General features: G+C 63.2%; 24 protein-coding genes and 1 riboswitch. Of the genes, 14 read left to right on the forward strand and 10 right to left on the reverse strand.

Annotation, left to right across the window (positions count from 1 at the left end; genetic code table 11):
- The 4 genes from MHM88_RS03280 to MHM88_RS03295 form a co-directional block, all read right to left on the reverse strand.
- Positions 1 to 612: a cobalt ABC transporter permease gene (locus MHM88_RS03280; RefSeq protein WP_239359943.1), complete on the reverse strand. Its 612-nt coding sequence runs from the start codon at positions 610 to 612 to the stop codon at positions 1 to 3.
- Positions 609 to 1,223: a cobalt transporter CbiM gene (cbiM, locus tag MHM88_RS03285; RefSeq protein WP_239319054.1), complete on the reverse strand. Its 615-nt coding sequence runs from the start codon at positions 1,221 to 1,223 to the stop codon at positions 609 to 611. The genes MHM88_RS03280 and cbiM overlap by 4 nt, the downstream gene beginning before the upstream one ends.
- Before the next feature lie 3 nt (positions 1,224 to 1,226).
- Positions 1,227 to 2,015, reverse strand: a complete 789-nt coding sequence (locus MHM88_RS03290; protein WP_239359945.1) for a DUF4198 domain-containing protein — start codon at positions 2,013 to 2,015, stop codon at positions 1,227 to 1,229.
- A 128-nt stretch (positions 2,016 to 2,143) separates the two neighbouring features.
- Positions 2,144 to 2,361: riboswitch (cobalamin riboswitch) on the reverse strand.
- A gap of 221 nt (positions 2,362 to 2,582) precedes the next feature.
- The gene (locus MHM88_RS03295; RefSeq protein WP_239359955.1) at positions 2,583 to 3,008 is read right to left on the reverse strand and encodes an Rrf2 family transcriptional regulator; all 426 of its coding nucleotides are present in this window, start codon (positions 3,006 to 3,008) and stop codon (positions 2,583 to 2,585) included.
- Positions 3,009 to 3,160: 152 nt separating this feature from the next.
- On the opposite strand from MHM88_RS03295, the gene hmpA reads away from it, so the two are divergent.
- Positions 3,161 to 4,342: an NO-inducible flavohemoprotein gene (gene hmpA, locus MHM88_RS03300; protein WP_239359964.1), complete on the forward strand. Its 1,182-nt coding sequence runs from the start codon at positions 3,161 to 3,163 to the stop codon at positions 4,340 to 4,342.
- A gap of 67 nt (positions 4,343 to 4,409) precedes the next feature.
- Here hmpA and MHM88_RS03305 read toward each other — a convergent pair whose 3' ends face one another.
- Together MHM88_RS03305 and MHM88_RS03310 are read right to left on the reverse strand one after the other, a co-directional pair.
- Entirely contained in the window at positions 4,410 to 5,609 is a 1,200-nt protein-coding gene (locus tag MHM88_RS03305) for an NnrS family protein (RefSeq protein ID WP_239359972.1), read from the reverse strand.
- A gap of 76 nt (positions 5,610 to 5,685) precedes the next feature.
- Positions 5,686 to 6,114, reverse strand: coding sequence for a pseudoazurin (locus MHM88_RS03310; protein ID WP_239359976.1), 429 nt, complete (start codon positions 6,112 to 6,114; stop codon positions 5,686 to 5,688).
- A gap of 99 nt (positions 6,115 to 6,213) precedes the next feature.
- On the opposite strand from MHM88_RS03310, the gene MHM88_RS03315 reads away from it, so the two are divergent.
- A complete protein-coding gene (locus MHM88_RS03315) occupies positions 6,214 to 6,909 on the forward strand; it encodes a Crp/Fnr family transcriptional regulator (protein ID WP_239359978.1) in 696 nt (231 codons plus the stop codon).
- Here the strand turns inward: MHM88_RS03315 and MHM88_RS03320 are convergent.
- Positions 6,900 to 7,136: a DUF1858 domain-containing protein gene (locus MHM88_RS03320; protein WP_239359979.1), complete on the reverse strand. Its 237-nt coding sequence runs from the start codon at positions 7,134 to 7,136 to the stop codon at positions 6,900 to 6,902. The genes MHM88_RS03315 and MHM88_RS03320 overlap by 10 nt on opposite strands.
- Positions 7,137 to 7,246: 110 nt before the next feature.
- On the opposite strand from MHM88_RS03320, the gene MHM88_RS03325 reads away from it, so the two are divergent.
- From MHM88_RS03325 to MHM88_RS03370, 10 genes are all read left to right on the forward strand, one after another.
- On the forward strand, positions 7,247 to 7,699 hold the full coding sequence (locus MHM88_RS03325) for a cytochrome c (protein WP_239359980.1): 453 nt from the start codon (positions 7,247 to 7,249) through the stop codon (positions 7,697 to 7,699).
- Positions 7,700 to 7,711: 12 nt separating this feature from the next.
- Positions 7,712 to 9,055: a cbb3-type cytochrome c oxidase subunit I gene (locus tag MHM88_RS03330; protein ID WP_239359986.1), complete on the forward strand. Its 1,344-nt coding sequence runs from the start codon at positions 7,712 to 7,714 to the stop codon at positions 9,053 to 9,055.
- Positions 9,056 to 9,058: 3 nt separating this feature from the next.
- Entirely contained in the window at positions 9,059 to 9,853 is a 795-nt protein-coding gene (locus MHM88_RS03335; RefSeq protein ID WP_239359987.1) for a CbbQ/NirQ/NorQ/GpvN family protein, read from the forward strand.
- A gap of 5 nt (positions 9,854 to 9,858) precedes the next feature.
- Positions 9,859 to 11,736: a nitric oxide reductase activation protein NorD gene (locus MHM88_RS03340; RefSeq protein ID WP_239359988.1), complete on the forward strand. Its 1,878-nt coding sequence runs from the start codon at positions 9,859 to 9,861 to the stop codon at positions 11,734 to 11,736.
- Position 11,737: 1 nt separating this feature from the next.
- Positions 11,738 to 11,911, forward strand: a complete 174-nt coding sequence (locus MHM88_RS03345; RefSeq protein ID WP_239361191.1) for a hypothetical protein — start codon at positions 11,738 to 11,740, stop codon at positions 11,909 to 11,911.
- A complete protein-coding gene (locus MHM88_RS03350) occupies positions 11,908 to 12,126 on the forward strand; it encodes an NnrT protein (RefSeq protein WP_239359989.1) in 219 nt (72 codons plus the stop codon). Before MHM88_RS03345 ends, MHM88_RS03350 begins: the two co-directional genes overlap by 4 nt.
- Positions 12,123 to 12,815: an NnrU family protein gene (locus MHM88_RS03355; protein ID WP_239359990.1), complete on the forward strand. Its 693-nt coding sequence runs from the start codon at positions 12,123 to 12,125 to the stop codon at positions 12,813 to 12,815. Before MHM88_RS03350 ends, MHM88_RS03355 begins: the two co-directional genes overlap by 4 nt.
- A 50-nt stretch (positions 12,816 to 12,865) precedes the next feature.
- On the forward strand, positions 12,866 to 14,221 hold the full coding sequence (gene hemN, locus MHM88_RS03360; RefSeq protein WP_239359991.1) for an oxygen-independent coproporphyrinogen III oxidase: 1,356 nt from the start codon (positions 12,866 to 12,868) through the stop codon (positions 14,219 to 14,221).
- Positions 14,222 to 14,525: 304 nt separating this feature from the next.
- Complete coding sequence (gene nirK, locus MHM88_RS03365) at positions 14,526 to 15,674, forward strand: copper-containing nitrite reductase (protein WP_239359992.1); 1,149 nt, start codon at positions 14,526 to 14,528, stop codon at positions 15,672 to 15,674.
- A 91-nt stretch (positions 15,675 to 15,765) separates the two neighbouring features.
- Positions 15,766 to 16,572, forward strand: a complete 807-nt coding sequence (locus MHM88_RS03370; protein WP_239359993.1) for an SUMF1/EgtB/PvdO family nonheme iron enzyme — start codon at positions 15,766 to 15,768, stop codon at positions 16,570 to 16,572.
- Between the two features lie 128 nt (positions 16,573 to 16,700).
- Here MHM88_RS03370 and yidD read toward each other — a convergent pair whose 3' ends face one another.
- The 3 genes from yidD to rpmH form a co-directional block, all read right to left on the reverse strand.
- On the reverse strand, positions 16,701 to 16,955 hold the full coding sequence (gene yidD / locus MHM88_RS03375) for a membrane protein insertion efficiency factor YidD (RefSeq protein WP_239319028.1): 255 nt from the start codon (positions 16,953 to 16,955) through the stop codon (positions 16,701 to 16,703).
- A 152-nt stretch (positions 16,956 to 17,107) separates the two neighbouring features.
- Positions 17,108 to 17,575 (reverse strand): ribonuclease P protein component, encoded by a 468-nt coding sequence (gene rnpA / locus MHM88_RS03380; protein WP_239359994.1) that lies wholly within the window; start codon positions 17,573 to 17,575, stop codon positions 17,108 to 17,110.
- A gap of 32 nt (positions 17,576 to 17,607) precedes the next feature.
- A complete protein-coding gene (rpmH, locus tag MHM88_RS03385; protein WP_005980833.1) occupies positions 17,608 to 17,742 on the reverse strand; it encodes a 50S ribosomal protein L34 in 135 nt (44 codons plus the stop codon).
- Positions 17,743 to 18,148: 406 nt separating this feature from the next.
- Between rpmH and MHM88_RS03390 the strand changes: the two genes are divergently transcribed.
- Positions 18,149 to 18,886 carry a TVP38/TMEM64 family protein gene (locus tag MHM88_RS03390; protein WP_239359995.1) on the forward strand — a complete coding sequence of 246 codons (738 nt, stop codon included), beginning with the start codon at positions 18,149 to 18,151 and terminating at the stop codon, positions 18,884 to 18,886.
- Positions 18,887 to 18,889: 3 nt separating this feature from the next.
- Positions 18,890 to 20,305, forward strand: a complete 1,416-nt coding sequence (locus MHM88_RS03395; protein WP_239359996.1) for an NAD(P)/FAD-dependent oxidoreductase — start codon at positions 18,890 to 18,892, stop codon at positions 20,303 to 20,305.
- Positions 20,306 to 20,319: the final 14 nt, after the last annotated feature.

Raw genomic sequence — 20,319 nt, forward strand, 5'->3', positions numbered from 1 at the left:
TCAGGTCGCCAACCGGCGCCGTGCGGCAAGGTAGAACCCCAGCCCGAACAGGCCAAAGATATACCCGATACCACCCAGGATCGTTTGAAAGTCATTTTTCTCGCGGTAGGCGGCAATCTCCCGGCGCAGCGGGCGCATTTCATCGCGCACAGCCTTGGCAATGGCGGCGCGCTCGTCCTCTGTCAGGGCCGCGATGGTCACCGCTGCCGGTTCCTCTGCCTGTGGCGCGTTTGCGACCGTAGGTGCCGCCGCCCCCGAAGACGCGCCGCTATCCTGCGGGGCAACACCGAGGAGCGCGGCCACATCCGAGGCCGCCATCTGAACCTCGCCGACATGCCCGGCGCCCATGTCGGCCTTGAACACATGGGTGACCGGCTCAGTGGGCGCATAGACAAAGAACCCGTCTTCGTCGGTGACCGCGTCTCCCAGTTTGGCCCCGGTCGTGTCAAAGACCTCGATCACCTGCCCCACAGCCATGTCACCATTTGAAAAACCGAGCTCACCCTCAATGACATCGCCGGATTTGAAGACCGAAAAGATCACCTTGTGCGCCAGCACCGGAACCGGTGTCAGCGCAAGGATGAAAACGAGTAGAAGCCTGTGACACATCATGCTTGCCCGGTGACTGTGGTGAACAGGTCAGGGCGTATCTTGCTGACCAGGTAAACGGCGGCCCCGGTGAGCAGCCCCTCGATGACCATGATCGGCAGATGCGCAAAGAAGACCAGCTTTGCCGCCGGCAAGAAGGCGTCGCCGGTCAATGCCAGGGAAAGCGCGACAAAGATCGTGGTGGCGGCAACGGCAAAGGCGCCGCCGATCCCCGCCCAAACCGCTCCGCTCTTGGGGGTGCCGCGTTCAACCATACGCCCGAACAACAGCCAGGCCAGGACCGCTGGCCCGGCGATATTGAGCGTGTTTATTCCCAGCACGGTGAGACCGCCAAATCCAAAGAACACGGCCTGAAGCAGCAGGCCCACGAACAAGGCCGGGAACGCGGCCCAGCCGAGGATCATCCCGGCCAGACCATTGAGGATCAAATGCACCGATGACGGGCCGATCGGCACATGGATCAGCGAGGCGACAAAGAAGCAGGCAGACAGCATGCCGGTGGCGGGAATGCGCTCCAGCGTCATTTGCTTCAACCCCAGCGCAATGCCCCCTGCCGCGAGAACCGCGCCGCCGATGACAACCGGATTTGACAGGGCTCCGTCAACGATGTGCATCGATCACTCCATATCGTAGGCGCGGATCCAGAACACGGCGTCCTGGCTCAGTTCCTTGCCCTCATGTTCCGTCACCGGGCCCGATCCCAGGGCGGCAAAGCCCCACCAGCCTGCTTTGGGAACACCAAAGGTGAAATAGCCGTTCTCGTCGGAGATGGCGACGATGGCGCCCCCCGGCATGGTGCCGACGGTTGGTTCTGTCGTGGAAAAGCCCTCGATGTCCGGCACGGCGGCGACATATTCAATCTCGATCTCGACACCGGCGGCAGGTTCCCCCTCGCGCAGCACCTGGCCGGTAAAACTCGATCCCGCAACGACGTTGTAGGGTTTGACCAGCGGCACGATCTCGGTCGCGAGGCCAACGGGGGTCATCCAGTCGGTTGGCAGCTCATTGCGGTTGAACACCACCTTGGTCAGCTGCTGGATATAGATATCCTCGCTCTCTTCGTAGTAGGGCACGGGTTCCGTCACCAGCACATAGTCGCCGGAACGCTTCACCGGCAGCGAGGCCTTGAAGGCCGCGCCTTCGTTCTCTGCGCCTTTGAAAGGGGCCGCCTCAAGGCGATCCGCCAGGTCGGTCTTTTCGCCATTGTGGATCATGTAGAACGCCTCGGGCGTGTCCATGTCCATCACGTGGCCGTTCTCGAACGGATGCCAGAAGACCACCGCGAGCGGCACATCGCCGGGGCGTACGATCTGGGTCTGATCGGCGTAGGGCAGCACAAAATGGGCCTGTGCGGCAAGCGGCAGGAGCGCGGCCAGCGCCGCGGCGGAAAACAGTTTCTTGGTCATGTCATGCCTCTCAAACAGGTGGGAAACCCACGGGTGAAAGGACAGACGGGATGTGAGACACGGGATTGATCGGGCACGATCAGCCGAGCCTGACGCGCACCCCGGCGTCCGCTTCAAGACGGATCGGTCTCCCGACCCATGTGCGCGGCAGGTCTCCTGGCTCGCGGGGCATGATGCAAACCGGCCTTCCCAGGACAGATCCCAGTGGCATTATCGGTCGCACGTCCCGCTTACAGTTGCGGGGGCAGCCACGGATTTGGTCCCTTTTGGGTACGCCGCACCGTGTTCCCTTTTACTCCCACCGCGAGATGTCGCCCGCCGTGGAACCGTTCACGCCATTCTTATGGAAACCGCAAGAGATCTTGTCAATTGCATATAGCGCCCGCGCGCCTGGCACGTCCGCCTCAAGGTCATGAATGGGAACGGGGCTGTCTGCTCTCCTTGAGAGTGCAAGTCTTTGCAAGTTCCTCCTACAGAGCACTGTCGCCCGTCGCCTCAAGGCCACTGCACATGGCGCCCCTTTCGCAGACCTGCGCCCGTTGCGCGCCGGCTTTCATCGCGCGAAGATCAGGATCCGGCGATACCAAACTCCGCAGGTGCCAGCGCAATATCGCGCACCGTGTACTGGTCCAACGTCGCGAGGAATGCGGATCGGGCCTCCGCCAATGGGGAGATCAGCTTGCAGCAACCCGAAATGGTACAGCGGTTGGTCGGACGCATGCATTCAACAAGATCAAAATCCGTTTCCATGTGACGCACCAAATCGCCCAGCCCGATCGCGTCGGCGTCACGTGCAAGCCGCAGCCCCCCTGCCCGCCCGCGCTGAGCGATCAGAAACTGCCCCTTGGTGAGCGCGTTGACCACCTTCATCACCGTGCTGCGCGGCAGGCCGTAGACCTCGACCACCTGATCGATCGTGAACAGGCGGGGGCCGATCGAGGTTGCATAGATCATGATGCGCATCGCCACGTCAGTGGTGTCATTCAATCGCATATGTGTTCCTTTCCGCGCCCCGCAAGCGCCTCGGGCAATGGGCTGGTATCCGGGACAGAATGTCGCAAACTAAAAACATACCTATGTATGGCATCTTTTTCATCCGCTTTATAGGTTCCGATCATTGGCATCTTTAAGGCAGGAGAATAGAAATGGCCACACCTCTCACCGAAAACACGCTCAGGATCATCGATGCGACCGCCCCGGTCGTCGCGGCGCATATCGACGAAATCGTGCCCTGCATGTATCGCAGGCTGCTTGCGGAACCCAGTATCCGGGCGTTGTTCAATATGTCCCACCAGCAAGGGGACTCGCCGCAGCACAAAGCACTGGCCGGGGCGCTGGTCGCCTACGCCACACATATTCGCACCCCCGACGTTCTGTGCGACGCCATCGAGCGGATTGCCCAGAAACACGCCGGTCTGCAAATTCTGCCCGAGCATTACCCTCATGTTGCAGATGCGTTGCTCGGTGCCGTCTCCGAAGTGCTCAAGGACGCCGCAACGCCAGAGGTCCTCGCCGCCTGGGGAGAGGCCTACTGGGTGCTTGCCGATACGCTGATTGCGCGCGAAGAACAGCTTTATGCCGACGCCGAGACCCAGACCGGGGGTTGGCGCGGCTGGCGGCGCTTTCAGGTGGTCTCCAGAACCCGTGAGGCAGAAGACATCATGTCCTTTGTTCTGTGCCCCGTGGACAATGGCCCCGTCATGCGGCATCGCCCGGGTCAGTATCTCAGCTTTCGCTTTGTGCCTGCCCCCGGCGAAGAGTGCCGGCGGAACTATTCGATTTCTTCGGCTCCCGACGGCAAGAGCTATCGGATCACCGTAAAACGCGAGCCAAACGGGCGCATTTCCAACTGGTTGCACGAGAGTGCCGAGATCGGAACCGAGGTCGACGTTGCCGCACCGTCCGGAGAGTTCTTTCTGGACCCGGCGCACAAGCGTGAGGTTGTGCTGCTCTCCGGCGGGGTCGGCCTTACACCGATGGTCGCGATGCTCGAAAGCTATGGCCGGGAAGATCTCCGGATGATTTCCGTACATGCCACACGGGATGACCGGCACCATGCGATGCGCGAGACGCTCCGGAACCGGGCAACCGAAAGCTACGTGTTCTACGATGTCGCGTCGGAGCAGGACCTGCACAGTGGTATTCGGCGCGGTCGGATCGACCCGAAATGGCTGATCGAGATCAGCGATCCCACAGCCGCCGACTATTTCATCTGCGGTCCGGCGGGCTTCATGCAGGCGATGGTCGATGGGCTCAAGGCGGCGAATGTTCCAAGCTCCCGTATTCACTACGAGTTCTTTGGTCCCGCCGCGGCGCAGATCGGCTGACCATCGGCAAGGGGATACCCAACCGCGACGGCTGGGTATCCCCCACTCCCTGAAGCGGTGCACCCTGCTACCGCGCCGGTGCTCCGGTTGGGCGTTTTTGCGCGACCCGGGGCGCTGCAAGCCAAGGTCCGATCCGCCATGTCAGCACTGCGAGGGATCCGGTCCACAGAATTGCCGACAGGTCGATGCCGGTCAGCGAGATCACTTCGAAGCCATACCCCAGCCCCCGCATCAGCGTGGCCACAAGGATTCCGAGAAACGCGAGGTTCAGAGCCAGGCCAGCTACCAAGGGACGTCCCGTATGGCCCATGGTGGCCCGCATCATGACGGCGACTGTCATCCCCCCGATTGCACCAATTCCAAGAACATGCGCGCCACTGTCCGCCCCGGTGACGCCCAGCGCGGAACCGGCGAGCAATGCAAACCCCAACGGGGCCATGAGGTAGGACAGATGCAGCATCACCAGCAACGGAGAACGCCAGGACCGGGCGCCACACCAACGCAACAAACGCCACATATGCAGCGCTGCGGCGAGCAGGCTCAGGCCCGCGCACAGCGGATCAGCGGGGGCCGCGCCCCAACAGGCCAACGCAACAGCCGCAACGACAAGACACAGGCCATCAAATGCCCCAAACGGCGTCGGCAGGCGTGTCTCACCACGCTGAACCAACCAGTTGCGGGTAAAGCTCGGGATGATGCGCCCGCCGATCAGGAGGATCAGAAAGACCAGCAGCGCAATCCCCAGTCGACGCCCGTGGTCCGCACCGCCCTGCGCCCAAGATTCGAGATGAAAGCCCACATTGGCGACCCACAGCAGCGTCACCGGAAACAGCACCTTCAGGTTGCGCCAGTTCCGCCCTGCCACGATTTCGCGCGAAATCATCAGCACCACCGCCAGGAGAAAGAGCTGATCGACCAGCATCACGGCCATGGGGCCAAGGGCCATCAGCCCCGCCATCGCGCAGCGCCCCGCGATCCAGATCGCCACCAGCAGCACCAGCGGCCAGCCACGTGTCGGCAGCCGGCCGGTCCAGTTTGGCACCGCGGTAAAGAGAAACCCGGCCACCACCGCCGCGCCGTAGCCGAATACCATTTCGTGGACATGCCAATCCACCGCCCCCAGCGGGCTCCTCAATACAACCGCGCCGCGCCAGACCAGCCACCACAGCGGGATCACGATAATTCCAAACAGCGATGCGGACAGGAAGAAGGGCCGAAAGCCGTAGGAAAACAGGGCCGGTCCGGTAAATGGGTCACGCGTGGACATGGGAACCTCTCTTTCACGTCAGGCGGGCGGCGCCAGTGGCACCGCCCGGTAGGGTCGAACAACGCAGGGGCGCGCGTCATTCAACCTGTGCAATGAGATCGGCCATCCGTGTCTTGGCCTTGCCGCGTTGCTTGACCCCCGTGGCCGCCTCCAGGTTCACCGCCTCGCCGACCTGGATCAGCGCGACCATGCCCATGCCATAGTGCGGCGTGCATTTGATGCCATAGAGACCTTCCTGTTCGACGGGGAGCTCGTATTCGACATTGAACTTCGACTTGAAGGGAGACACGCCCTCGGGCAGCATGCCCTTGATATCCTCGACGTTGTGTCCCTTGTCGGTGGGTAGGAATTTCACCACGTCCCCGGGCTGCGCCCTGACAAAGGCCGGTTCAAAGACCATTGCCCCGGCCTCACCCTTGTTGAGCATCTTGACCTCGATCGTCTCTGCAGTGACCGATCCGGCGGCCAGAACAAGCGCTGCTGTCATGGTAAGTTTTGTGAGCATCGGAATGTCCTTCTCGTTTCCGGTTGCATATTCGGCGACTGGTATGCGTTAACGCTGGATACGAAACGTTGCTTTGCATCAAACTTCCGAGCTGAAACCATGTCCAAACTCGACGAAAGCCTTCTGATCGGAATGCCGCCCTTCTCGCGTCTGAGCCGGGCGCAAATCCGCGAGATCCTGGATCATGCAACGTCGCGCCGATACGACGAAGGCGCGACCATTTTCAGCGAAGGTCAGGAGGCAGACCGGTTCTTCCTGTTGCTCGACGGGTTTCTGCGGGTGGTGCGTTCGACACCGGATGGTGATCAGGTCATCGTCCTGCATATTTCTCCGGGGCAGTTGTTCGGCATTGCGCCGGCGCTCCAGCGCGACACCTACCCCGCCAGTGCCGTCACAGCCGCCGAATCCATTGCCCTGTCCTGGCCCGTCAACCTGTGGCCGGAGTTCAGCGCCACCTACGAGGGCTTCGCCACGGAAAGCTACAAGACCCTCGGCCGGCGGCTTGGTCAGATCCAGGAAACCCTGACCGAGATGGCGACGCAGGCGGTCGAGAAACGTGTGGCCAGCGCCCTTCTGCGCATGGTCAATCAGAGCGGGCGCAAGTCCGACGCCGGCATCGAGATCGCCTTTCCGGTTACTCGGCAGAACATCTCGGACATGACGGGAACCACCCTGCACACCGTCAGCCGGCTACTGTCGGCCTGGGAAAGAAACGGCGTGGTCTCCTCGCGGCGCAAGCATATCGTGGTCACGGACCCGCATGCGCTGGTCCTGCTGAGCGGCATTCAGAGCTGACTTGCAGCCCGGGCGAGACCGTTCACCTCCGCCCTGAAGGTGGCCTCATCGAGATCATACGCCTGACAGGCCTCCGTGATGGTGTGAAAGGGTGTGATCGGGCACCCCGGACAGAGCATGCCCCGGCGCAGGAACGCCGCCGCGGTCGCCGGACAGATCCGAAACAGATCTGACAGCGTCAAGTCGGGGTCATCCAGGTCTGGCAGGGCCGTTGGTGGTCTTTTCATAGCCACATGTTGCCCGCATCTTTCGCCGTCTTCTTTGCGTTTGCACAAAAAGCGGCCCGCCGCATCGCGATAGGCATGGCCTATCCGAAACCAATCGTCGGGACCGCGACATGTCAGAATTGCTCACCAAATCGCGGGCCAGGAACGTGTTCTACGGGGGATCCATTTTCTTCGTGGTCGTGTTCGTAGCCCTGACGGCGCAAAGCCACCGTCATATTACCCAAATCGCCACAGCCGGCATGCCTCTGACCGATGAGGTGCGCCATGGCAAACACATCTGGGAACGTCATTCCTGCATCAACTGCCACACACTGCACGGCGAAGGCGCCTATTTCGCGCCGGAGCTGGGCAACGTGATGACCCGCTGGGGCGCTCTGGACGACCCCGAACTGGCCTATGAAATCCTGGATGGCTGGATGGAGGCGCAACCTTCGGGCATCGAGGGGCGCCGTCAGATGCCCCATTTCGACATCACCGAAGAGGAAATGCGCGCCCTGGCGGAATTCCTCCGCTGGGCCGATCAGACCGACACCCAGAACTGGCCGCCAAACGACGCCGGCTGAGGGAGATCAATCATGAAATATCAATCGCAAAAGGTGGCTTACGCCTATTTTCTCGTTGCCATGGGCCTGTTCGCCATTCAGGTGCTGGGCGGGTTGCTGGCCGGCTGGATCTATGTCGCGCCCAACACCCTGTCAGAACTGCTGCCCTTCAACATCATCCGGATGATCCACACCAATGCCTTGATCGTCTGGCTGCTGCTCGGGTTCTTCGGGGCGGCTTATTATCTGGTGCCGGAGGAATCCGAGCGCGAGATCTTTTCGGTAAAGCTGGCCTATATCCAGCTGGCGATCCTGGTGGTCGGGACCCTCGGCGCGGTCGGCTCCTACCTCGTCGGGATCCATGGCGGACGTGAGTTCCTGGAGCAGCCGCTCTGGGTTAAGGTCGGCATCCTCGTGGCCGCCGTGATCTTCCTCGTGAACATCTCGCTGACCTTTCTCGCCGGCCGCAAGACGGCGATCACCAATATCCTGATGGTGGGGCTGTGGCTCTTGTGCCTGTTGTGGGTCTTTGCCTTCATCAACCCCGACAACCTCAGCCTCGACAAGATGTACTGGTGGATGGTTGTGCACCTCTGGGTCGAAGCAACCTGGGAACTGGTCATGGCCGCGATCCTCGGCTTCCTGATGCTGAAGCTCACCGGCGTGGACCGCGAGGTGATCGAGAAGTGGCTCTATGTCATCGTCGCCACCGCGCTGTTTTCCGGCATCCTCGGCACCGGGCACCATTTCTACTGGATCGGCACCCCCGGCTATTGGCAGTGGATCGGTTCGATCTTCTCGACCTTCGAGGTGGTCCCCTTCTTCGCCATGATGTCCTTCGCCTTCGTCATGGTCTGGAAAGGCCGCAAGAACCACCCCAACAAGGCTGCGCTCCTGTGGTCTCTGGGCTCTTCTACCGTCGCTTTCTTTGGCGCGGGCGTCTGGGGGTTCCTGCACACGCTTCACGGGGTGAACTTCTACACCCACGGCACCCAGATCACCGCCGCACATGGCCACCTGGCCTTTTACGGTGCCTATGTGGCCCTGAACCTCGCCATGTTCAGCTACGCCATGCCCCACCTCAAGGGGCGCGATCCCTACAACCAGGTGCTCAACATGGCATCGTTCTGGCTGATGACCGGCGGCATGTCCTTCATGACCTTCACGCTGACCTTCGCTGGCACCATCCAGACGCATATGCAGCGCATCGTCGGCGACTACTACATGGATGTGCAGGATCAGCTTGGCCTGTTCTACATGATGCGCTTCGGCTCGGGCGTGGCCGTGGTCCTTGGTGCCATCCTGTTCATCTACTCCATGCTCGTGGTGCGCCGCGAGATCGTGAAACCCGGCCCTGTGGCCGTTGCTGGAGAGTGATCCATGAAAGACCTGACTCACCCCGACCTGCCCTTCTATCACGCGCAATCCGATGAATGCGCGGTGTTCGAAACCGCCCATGCCAAGGGTCTGCCCCTGCTTCTGAAGGGGCCCACCGGCTGCGGCAAGACCCGGTTCGTGGAACATATGGCAGCACGATTGGGCCTGCCCCTGCACACCGTCGCCTGCCATGACGACCTGAGCGCGGCCGATCTGATCGGGCGCTACCTGCTCAAGGGCGGGGAAACCGTCTGGACCGACGGCCCGTTGACCCGCGCGGTTCGCGACGGCGGCATCTGCTACCTCGACGAGGTGGTGGAAGCCCGCAAGGACGTGACCGTGGTCTTGCACCCGCTGACGGATGACCGGCGCAGACTGGTCATCGACCGGACCGGCGAAGAGCTTGAGGCGCCAAAGCCCTTCATGCTCGTGGCGAGCTACAACCCGGGCTACCAGAACATCCTCAAGAAGCTGAAACCCTCGACCCGCCAGCGCTTCGTATCCATCGGTTTTGAGTTTCCCGCCCCCGAGGTGGAACAGCCGGTGGTCATGCGTGAAAGCGGGCTGGACGAAGCGCGCGCAGCCACATTGGTGCGCCTGGCGGGAAAAATTCGCAGCCTCTCGGGTATGGATCTCGAAGAAGGCGTGTCCACCCGTCTGTTGATCTACGCGGCCACGATGATTGCCGACGGCATGGCGGTGAACCGTGCGCTGGAGACCGCGATCATCGCGCCGCTCAGCGACGACCCGGACACGCAACAGGCGCTGCGCGACCTCGTCGCGGTGCTCTACGGGTGACGACGATGCTGCATGTCCTCGACCTCATGGAACCCGAAGAGACTGTTGGCAACCTCTGGCATGACATGGCGACCGGCTGGGGGCGGTCCGGGCACGACGGCACCCGCGCCGTGCGGTTTGAGGACGTGCAGCGCTCGGCAGCCACGCTGTTTCGTGCACTCGGCGGCTCGGCAGGCACCGAAGTCTGCGCCGCGCCGTTGGTCACCTGCGGGCACCGGCCGGATCTGATCCGTCGTATCGCCACCCCGCAGGAGCGGGCACATGTCGCCGACTATGACGGCGACCGTCTGCGTCTGCCCCCCGTCATCGACAGCTTCCCCACCCGGGACCTGAACCGGGCCTGCTATCTCTGGCTGGCGGCGCTTGCGGCCCATGTCGAGATCCCGCCTCCGCTGACCGATCCGCTTGCGACGGACCGCGCCGAACTGACAGAACTCGCCCGCGCCTCCGACGCCGCCTTCGCCGCCTGCCCCGGTCTGCGCCAGCCCTATGCCGCCATGTGCCGGAATGTCGTGGCCCAGCGCACACGTCCGCCCCTCCCGCGGTGCGAGGCGGGGCTGGAACGGCTGATTCTGGACCAACTGTCCGGGATTTCAAAGACCGATCCCTGCCTCGATTGCCCCGCGCCGCGCGGATATCGCAGCTATGCCCCGGTGCCGATCTGGCTCCGGCTGCGGCATGGCACCCCCACCGGCAAGCCAGACAGCGCCCCGGCGGAGACCGCCGCGCCCGCCATGGCGGTTTCGGCCCGCAAGGACGCCTGTCGCGAAGACCGCGAACAGGCCAATCGCAATGACAGCTTCATCATCCATCGCTTCGAAACCATCATGTCCTGGGCCGAAAGCCTGAACATCAACCGGATGGTGGACGATGATGACACAGACAATGCCGCCAAGGCCGCCGAAGACCAGGATCACCTGACACTGTCACAGACCGTCCGCCGTGCGGCCACGCGCCTTCGGCTGTCGTTGGACCTGTCGCCGCAGGACGCGGAACACGAACAGCTGGCCGGGCGGTTCACCTATCCGGAATGGAACCGCCGGACCGGAGCCTACATGCCAGACCACGTGCGCGTGCTCGAAGCCGATGCGACGGCCTGTACCGCCTATGCGCCGGACCCGCGTCTGGTTGCGCGGGTAAAACGCCAGTTCGCGCCCTTGCAGCCACGTCGGGTCATGCTGCCGCGCCAATTGGACGGTAGCGATCTGGATCTTGATGCCGCCGTCACCTCGCATGTCGACATCGCCTGTGGGCGCGAGGGCAGCGACCGGATCTGGCAGTCCAGTCGTCCGATGGCCCGTGACCTGTCGGTGGCGATCCTGATGGATTGTTCCCGATCCACGGAGGCCGCCCTGGGACCCTCCTCCGTCATCGAGATCGCACGAGAGTCGCTATCGGCTCTGGCCAACGGCATCGATACGGCAGGCGACCGGTTGGGGATCTGGGGCTTTTCCTCGCTGCGCCGAGACCGGGTGTTCCTGCATCGCGCCAAAGCCTTTGCGGACCCTATGACCACCGAGGTCACCGCCCGGATCGGCGGGCTGACCCCCGGGCACTACACGCGCCTCGGCGCCGCGATCCGGCATGTCTCCGCCCGATTGGCGGAAGAAGGCGCCACGCGCCGCCTGCTCCTGGTGCTGACGGATGGAAAACCCAATGACCTGGATCACTACGAGGGCCAGCACGGCATCGAAGACAGTCATATGGCTGTGCGCGAAGCCCGCGCGCTGGGGCAGGCCGTGCACGGCGTGATCGTCGATCAGGACGGGCAGGACTGGTTTGCCCGCATTTTCGGGCGCGCGGGCTTTACCCTTTTGTCCAATCCCGCACGCCTGCCCCGGGTCCTGCCCGATATCTACCAAACCCTGACCATGGAGATCTGATGTGATACGCTTCATCTGCTTGCTGCTCGTGCTGCCGCTCCCGGCCCTGGCCACCGGCTTCGAACGCCCGATCCCGCAGCCCCAAACGGAAACGGCCGAATTCTGGTTCCTGGTGGGCTCGATCGCACTCGTCATCGCGCTGGCCGCCGTACAGTTTCTGGTGCACCGCAAATGAAACCATCCTGGACGCTGCTGCTTGGCCTCTATCCCTTTGCGGCGGGGGCTATGGGGGTGAACCTGTTCTTTGCCTCGCTCATCGGTTCCTGGCTGGGCTGGCCGGTGCTGACACCATGGCACTCCGCCCTCGGTGGCCTGGTGATCGGCCTGCCCGCCACCTACAGTTTCGCCTGCCATATCACCCGGCTGATGGAACAGGCCGACAAGTCATGACGGGCTGGAGCGAATATACGCTGGCGCTGGCTCTGTTCACCGGCAGCCATTTTGTCCCGCGGATCGCGGATCTGCGCGGCCGGATGATTGCCAGCATCGGGCGCAGCACCTATTTCGCCCTCTACGGCGCTCTGTCGCTGGTGCTCCTGATCTGGGTCGTCGGCGCAGCGATCCGGGCCCCCTGCCTGGAGGTGTGGCCGCAACAGCCCTGGTCCCGCTGGGTCCCGAACCTGGCAATGCCGCTGGCGCTGATGCTGGGATTCTGCGGGGTTCGACTGCGCCAACCGTTCACCCTTGGCGCACGGCGCGGTGTCCGCTTCGACCCCGCCGATCCCGGCTTTGCAGCGGTCTCGCGCCACCCGCTGCTGTTGGCGCTGACACTCTGGGCCGGGGCTCATCTGGTGCCGAACGGCGAGCTCGCAATGGTGATCCTCTTTGGCAGCTTTGTCGCGATGGCGCTGCTGGCGATCTGGGCCTTTGACGCCCGCGCGCGGCGCGTATTGGCACATGATGCCGAGCCTTTCTTTACCCGAACGGCGCTGTTCTCGCTGCGGCCGCTGACCTCGGTTGAATGGCTGCGTGGCAATGCCCGGCGCCTCGGCTGGCGGGCGTTGGCCGGGTTGGCGCTGTGGCTGGCCGCCCTGCATCTGCATGCCGTTTTCACGGGTGTCCCCGCTTTCCCGACCTGAACTTGATCCCGCGCAAAGTCTGCCGGCTGAAAAACCTGCAAACCGGGTGCATGAAACATCTTGATCGCCTCAGACGCCTCGGGCTCTTTGACACCCGGGTGCCCCGCTACACCTCCTATCCGACCGCACCCGTCTTTGCACCGCAGGTCGGTGCGCCGTTTCAGGCGCAGGCGCTTGCCGCGCTTCCGGCGACGGAACCGGTGTCGGTTTATGTCCACATTCCCTTTTGCGAGCGATTGTGCTGGTTCTGCGCGTGCCGCACGCAGGGCACAAAGAGCCTGTCACCCGTCGAAAGCTACATCGGCACATTGGAGCAGGAACTGGCCTTGGTGAAGGCCAGTTTGCCAGCAGGGCTGCGCATGGGACGCATGCATTGGGGCGGCGGTACACCCACGATTTTGCCGCCAGATCTGATCCGTCGGCTGGCCCGGGCGGTAAAAGCAGTGTTTCCACCAACGGAGGATTGCGAATTCTCGGTCGAAATCGACCCGACAATGGTGGACCGCCACAAGATCGACGCGCTTGCGACCGAAGGCATGACCCGCGCAAGCATCGGCATTCAGGACTTCGACCCGCTGGTGCAGCACGCGATCGGACGGCAGCAGTCCTTCGAAGAGACGCAGACCTGCGTCGCGGATTTGCGTGCCGCAGGTATCACCTCGCTCAATGCCGATCTGGTTTATGGGTTGCCCCACCAGGATACTGCCCGCCTGCAGGACACGGTGAGCAAGGTGCTGGCGCTCTCTCCCGACCGCATCGCACTGTTCGGCTATGCCCATGTCCCCTGGATGTCCAAACGGCAAAAGCTGATCGACGAGGCCGCCTTGCCCCAGGAGATGGCGCGCTATCAGCTTGCGGAACTGGCCGCTGAGCGGTTCCGCAACGCGGGGTTCCAGAGCATCGGAATCGATCATTTCGCCCACCCCGCGGACAGCTTGTCCCGCGCGGCCGACACAGGCCATCTGCGGCGCAATTTTCAGGGCTATGTCGATGACACCTGTGCAACGCTCATCGGGCTCGGCGCGTCGTCGATCTCGCGGCTGCCGTCGGGGTACGTCCAGAACGCGCCGGCCACCCCTGCCTATACGCAACGCATCGAGGCCGGGCAGCTTGCGGGTGTGCGCGGCCATATACTGCGCGATGACGATCTGCTGCGCGCGCGGGCCATCGAGATGATCATGTGTGATTTCTGCCTTGACCTGCCCCTGCTCCGACAACGTTTCGGCACGCGCGCCGATCAGCTGTGCGCCGAGATGCACGCAATCGCGCAGCGGTTCGGTGATCTTCTGTACATCGAGGACGACCGGCTGATCATCACGCCCGAGGCGCGCGCCCTGACCCGGATCGTTGCAGGCGCGTTCGACAGCTATAATCCGGACGGTGCGCGCTACAGTCAGGCCTCGTGACGGTCGGGAACCTCTGCTGACAGACGTCTGGGGCACACAACGGCCCGCCCTGCGCCCAAAGCCCCCAAGCGGACGCACAGGGGCGCGGGTCGGATCACAACGGCACCGGGGTGGCGGGTCGCGGGGCATCCTGCGGGCCGGCTTGCCCGACAGCCGACGCGCCCAGGCCCGCGATATCGCCTACATTTGCCCCACGTCTGCCAGCGTGAAACGAGCGCCAAAGCTTGCTCTGGCGCAACGTTCCGACGGGGCACAGGCTCTAGACTCGTCTCCAGCAGCAATCCTAGCAAAGAGGAACTTGACGATGCTGACGAGAAGAGCCGCGCTGATGGGAGCCGCCGGTCTGGCCTCAATCCCCGTCCTCGCAAAGGCAGCCAAAGCCGAAGAAATCATGGACACCTCGATGGCAGCGCCAGTCGATCTGTCGAACCTGAAGCGCATTAAACACAAGCTGGTGCGCCCGCCCATGGTGCACGCCCACGAGCAGGTCGCGCCAGCCGAACCGCGCATCGTCGAATTCGACATGCAGATCGTCGAAAAGGAAGTCCAGGTCGACAACGGGGCCTATCTTCAGGCCATGACGTTTAACGGGTCCATCCCCGGGCCGCTCATGGTGGTGCACGAAGGCGACTATGTGGAGCTGACGCTCTACAACTCACCAGAGAACATGATGCAGCACAACATCGACTTCCACGCAGCCACCGGTGCGCTGGGTGGCGGGTCTCTTACGCTCGTGAACCCGGGCGAAAAAACAACGCTGCGCTTCAAGGCAACCCGCCCCGGGACCTTCGTCTATCACTGCGCCCCCGGTGGACCAATGATCCCATGGCACGTCGTCAGCGGCATGTCGGGCGCAATCATGGTGCTGCCCAGAGGCGGCTTGACCGACGAAAACGGCGCCGCTGTGCGCTATGATCGTGTGTTCTATATCGGCGAAAACGACTTTTACATCCCGAAGGACGCCAACGGCGACTACAAACGTTTCGAGGACATCGGAGACAGTTACCCCGATACGCTGAACGTCATGAATGGGCTGATCCCCAGCCATGTCGTGTTCAATGGCAAGGTCGGCGCGCTCACCGGGGACAATGCGCTGCACGCCTCGCAGGGAGAAAAGATCCTCTTTGTGCACAGCCAGGCCAACAGAGACAGCCGTCCGCACCTGATCGGCGGGCATGGCGACCTCGTGTGGGAGACCGGAAAATTCAACAACCCACCGGAACGTGACCTTGAAACCTGGTTCATCCGGGGCGGATCGGCGGGGGCTGCGCTCTACGAATTCCTGCAGCCGGGCGTTTACGCCTATGTGAACCACAACCTGATCGAAGCGGTCAATCTCGGGGCGACAGCCCATGTGGTGGTGGATGGAGACTGGGACAATGACCTGATGGAACAGGTACAGGCGCCGGTCGAATACAACGCCGCCTACGAAGGCAAGACCGCGTTGCCGTGACCCGTGCGGCGCTGTCGCACGTCAACGCGATCACACAGGAGCCGGCGGTCGGAAACCCGACCGTCGCGCTCGCTGAACGGAGGTGCCCCGGATGAAGGCCCGCATTCTGACCTGTGCGGCAGTTGGCGTCGCGGTTGCCCTGACCCTTTGGCCGGCGCGGCAGGAGCCGCCATTTGCGCCGCCCCCATTGATCCAGATCCCGCACGGCACAGTCGCCTGGGCACCGCTGGGGAATTTCTCTCATGCGGGCAAGGCTGGCACCCCACGACCCGTCACAGTGGCAGTGCCCTCGTTCGAGATCATGAAATATCAGGTCAGCCGGAGGCAATATCGCGCCTGCGTGGCGGATCAGGTCTGCGCTGCCGCCCCCGGCAACGGCACCGGCAACAGCACCGACAGCGCGCTGCCGCAAACGCAGGTCAACTGGCAGGACGCCACCACCTTTGCCACATGGTATTCTGAGCGCACCGGCGAAAACTGGCGCTTGCCCACAGAAACCGAATGGCAACTTGCTGCCGCCGAACGCTGGGGCGATGCCGAAGCGGACCGCTCAGAACTCGATCCCGGGGACCGGATGCTCGCGCGCTATGAACGGGGATTGCTGCTGCGCGGCACGGCAACCTCCCGATTGCGCCCCGCCGGTGGCTTTGGCGAGAACAGCTTTGGCCTCGCGGATGTCGCCGGCAATGTCTGGGAATGGACAAACGGCTGTGTCTGGAGCGGGCGCCTGCGGGCGGATGGCTTGGTTTTGGACCCGGAGACTTATTGCGGTGTCCGCATTGCCGGTGGGCTGCACAGGGCTGCGGTGGTGGACTTCATCCGCGATGCCAGCGTGGGCGGCTGCGCGGTGGGATTGCCGCCTGACCATCTCGGCTTCCGCCTGGTGCGGCAGAACTGATCTGCCTGTACCGACGACGTCGCATGGCCTGCGTTGCACGGGCGGGTGGTCCCCCATACACGGTGGGGCGCCAAAGGGTCGCCGCCAATGCATCCCTGACAGCCTGAAATCCGGCGCGGCCCCAAACCTCAGGACCCGCAGCGGTGGTCATGGTCCGGATCAGCGCCGGGCACCGGATCATAGCCGGCGCCACCGAAAGGATGACAGCGGCCGATCCGGCGCAGCATCAACCATGTGCCTTTGATGGGACCGTGCCGCTCCAGCGCCTCTAGTGCATAGGCCGAACAGGTGGGCTGGTAACGGCAGTTGAAACCGACCCAGGGGCTGAAGAGCAGCCGGTAGCCACGCACGGGCAAGGCAATGAGGCGGGCGAACAATTGCATACGCAACAGATAGGTTGCAGTGACCAGAGGTGCAACAGTGCGGCAAGCGCAGGGCGATCCACCGGAGTCCGCGCCGCGCCAGCGGCGCCGGGCCCAACGGGAGGACTTGCATTTTCAATGCTGGTCCGACGGGCGGGAGCCCCCCCGGTCCTTCAGGCCCCGTGGATCTTGCGCAGCGCGTAGACAAAGTCGCGTTGCATCTGATCGAAGGGGCAGGTCGTGGTTTCTCCGGCGCGTCCGATCAGCACGTAATCCCAGCCAGGTTTGCCGTGTTCTTTCAACAGCAGTCGCGCGATTTCGCGCAGGCGGCGCTTGGCGCGGTTGCGGGTGACCGCGTTGCCGACCTTCTTGGAACAGGTAAATCCAACCCTGAACGGCCCATCATCGCCGCGCTTGCGTCCCTGCACCATCATCGACCGCGTGCCCTGTTTGCGCGCACGCGCAGCCGCGAGGAAGTCACCGCGTTTGGTCAAAAGCTCCATTCCCGCCCGAATCTTGGCAGGCTTGGACGGGCGCGGGGCACGGCTTGTCTTGGGGGTGGCAGATGCACAAACGGACACCGCCGGAGGCTGTGTTCCCTGGTCAGCTTTGCCGTCCATGGGAGCCTCCGGCGGTGTCATATCCGTCAGAACCGGTCGTCTGAGCGCGAAACTTATGCGCTCAGGGACTTACGACCGCGTGCGCGGCGTGCGTTCAGGATTTTGCGGCCTGCTTTGGTGGCCATACGCGCACGGAAGCCGTGGCGGCGTTTGCGAACCAGGTTCGAAGGCTGATAGGTGCGTTTCATCGCTCCGGTCTCCAATTGTCTGTCATCGGGTACGGCGCGGAATCGCCCCCCGGGGTCTATCTCGAAGCCCGGTCTCTAGACCCCGGATGCCCTCCTGTCAAACCCAATGGGCGCATTTTCCGTCCCCGGCGCCACAAAACTGTCAAAAAACAGCAACGAGGGCGCATGGCGTGACCAAATGACCTCCGCCAGCCGTGCCTGACAGCCCGCTCTTGTCCCACAGGGAATCACCAGAACGCAAATGTTTCAATTCCCGTCCCCGAAGGCCCGGATCATCACGAAACCGCGCCATGGCTTCAAGCGGGCGTGAGAGTGGCTGCGCCGCCCTCGCCAGACCCGCATCTTCGACGTAGAGCAAGACAGAGACATCGGTGCCCCGGCGCCGTGCGCCCAAAAGGATCTGAGCATGATGAGCAACCCCTCCTCTCCCCCTCCGCAGAAGCGATGGCTTCGGCAGGTGCCCTTTGCCCTCCTGGCGCTGGCTGCGCTTGTGGGGGCGGTGACGCTCGGAGATGTGCTGTCCTTCGAGACCCTGAAAGAGAACCGTTCGGACCTGCTGGCATTCCGGGACCAGAATTATGCCGCACTGGTGCTGGCGTTCCTGGCCGCCTATATCGTGATCGTCGCCTTCTCGCTGCCGGGCGCAGCGGTTGCCTCGGTCACCGGTGGTTTCCTGTTCGGCCTGTTTGCAGGCACGATCTTCAATGTGGCGGCCGCCACCATCGGGGCGATCGGGATCTTTCTGGCGGCGCGCTGGGGACTGGGCGCGACCCTTGCTGCCCGGATCGAGGCCAACGGAGGCCGCATTCAACGGTTGAAAACCGCCCTTCACGACACCGAGATCGAAGTTCTGCTGCTTCTGCGCCTGGTTCCGGCTGTTCCCTTCTTTGTGGCCAACCTGCTGCCCGCGCTGGTGGGGGTGAAGCTCTGGAACTTCTTCTGGACCACCGCGGTGGGTATCATCCCCGGCGCCATTGTCTTTACCTGGATCGGTGTCGGGCTGGGGGATGTGTTTGATCGGGGCGAAACCCCCGACCTCACCCTGTTCTGGGAGCCGCATGTGATTGGCCCCATCCTCGGGCTTTGCGCACTGGCAGCCCTGCCCATTCTGGTTAAGGCCATCCGCGGCAAGACGGAGATTTGATCCATGAACACCACGACCTGTGATCTTCTGGTGATCGGCGCGGGATCCGGTGGCCTGTCGCTGGCTGCGGGCGCAAGCCAGATGGGAGCGGATGTGATCCTGCTCGAAGCGCATAAGATGGGCGGCGACTGCCTGAATTACGGCTGCGTGCCTTCCAAGGCGCTGCTGGCTGCAAGCCATATCGCCCATGCACAGGCGAATGCTGCGGCCTTTGGGGTCGCCAACCACGCCCCCGAGGTGGACTACCCCGCCACCAAGCACCACGTGCAGCAGGTGATCGACACCATCGCCCCCGTGGACAGCCAGGAGCGGTTCGAGAGCCTCGGTGTCCGCGTGATCCGCGCCCATGGCCGCTTCGTCAGCCCCGCAGAGGTCGAAGCCGGAGACACCCGGATCCGGGCCCGCCGGATTGTGATTGCAACCGGGTCCCGCCCCTTGGTGCCGCCGATCCCGGGTCTGGAGGATGTCCCCTACCTCACCAATGAAACACTATGGGACCTGAAGGAACGCCCGGCACATCTGATTATCATCGGCGGCGGCCCCATCGGCCTGGAGATGGCGCAGGCCCATTGTCGCCTGGGCAGCAAAGTCACCGTACTGGAGGCGCAGAGGGCACTGGGTCGGGACGACCCCGAAGCTGCGGCCTTGGTGCTTGACCGTCTGCGCGGCGACGGCATCGACATTCGTGAACAGACCGCGGCAGAGGCCGTGCGACAACAGGGGACAGAGATCGTGGTCGACACCGGCGCAGGCCCTGTCACCGGCTCTCACCTCCTGGTGGCGGTCGGGCGTGCGGCAAATACGGAAGGGCTCGATCTGGAAGTGTCCGATGTCGAGGTCACCCCTGCCGGCATTCATGTCGACGCGGGCCTGCGCACCACCAACCCAAAGGTCTATGCCATCGGTGATGCGGCCGGCCAGGGGCAGTTCACCCATCTGGCGGGCTATCACGCCAGTGTCGTCATTCGCACGCTGCTGTTTGGCCTGCCCGCCAAGATCAAAACCGATCATATCCCGCGTGCGACCTACACCGATCCGGAACTTGCACAGGTCGGGCTGACCGAGACCGAAGCCCGCGACCGATACGGGGACCGCCTAGAGGTCGCCCGGTTCGACTACACCCACAACGACCGCGCCATCGCCACGCGCCAGACCGCCGGTTTCATCAAGGTGATGGTGGTCAGGGGACGCCCCGTCGGCGCTACCATTGCCGGCCACCAGGCAGGTGAATTGATCGCAACCTGGTCACTGGCCATCGCAAATCGCATGAAGATGAGCCAAATGGCCGCAATGGTTGCGCCTTATCCGACGATCGCGGAACTTAACAAACGGGTCGCAGGCGCGTATTTCTCCCCGAGACTATTTGAGAATGCTGGCATAAAGCGGGTTGTCCGTCTGGTACAGCGCTGGCTACCCTGAGACACCACCGGGAC

It is taken from the genome of Epibacterium sp. MM17-32, from assembly GCF_022348205.1.
In the GTDB taxonomy this organism is placed as follows: domain Bacteria; phylum Pseudomonadota; class Alphaproteobacteria; order Rhodobacterales; family Rhodobacteraceae; genus Epibacterium.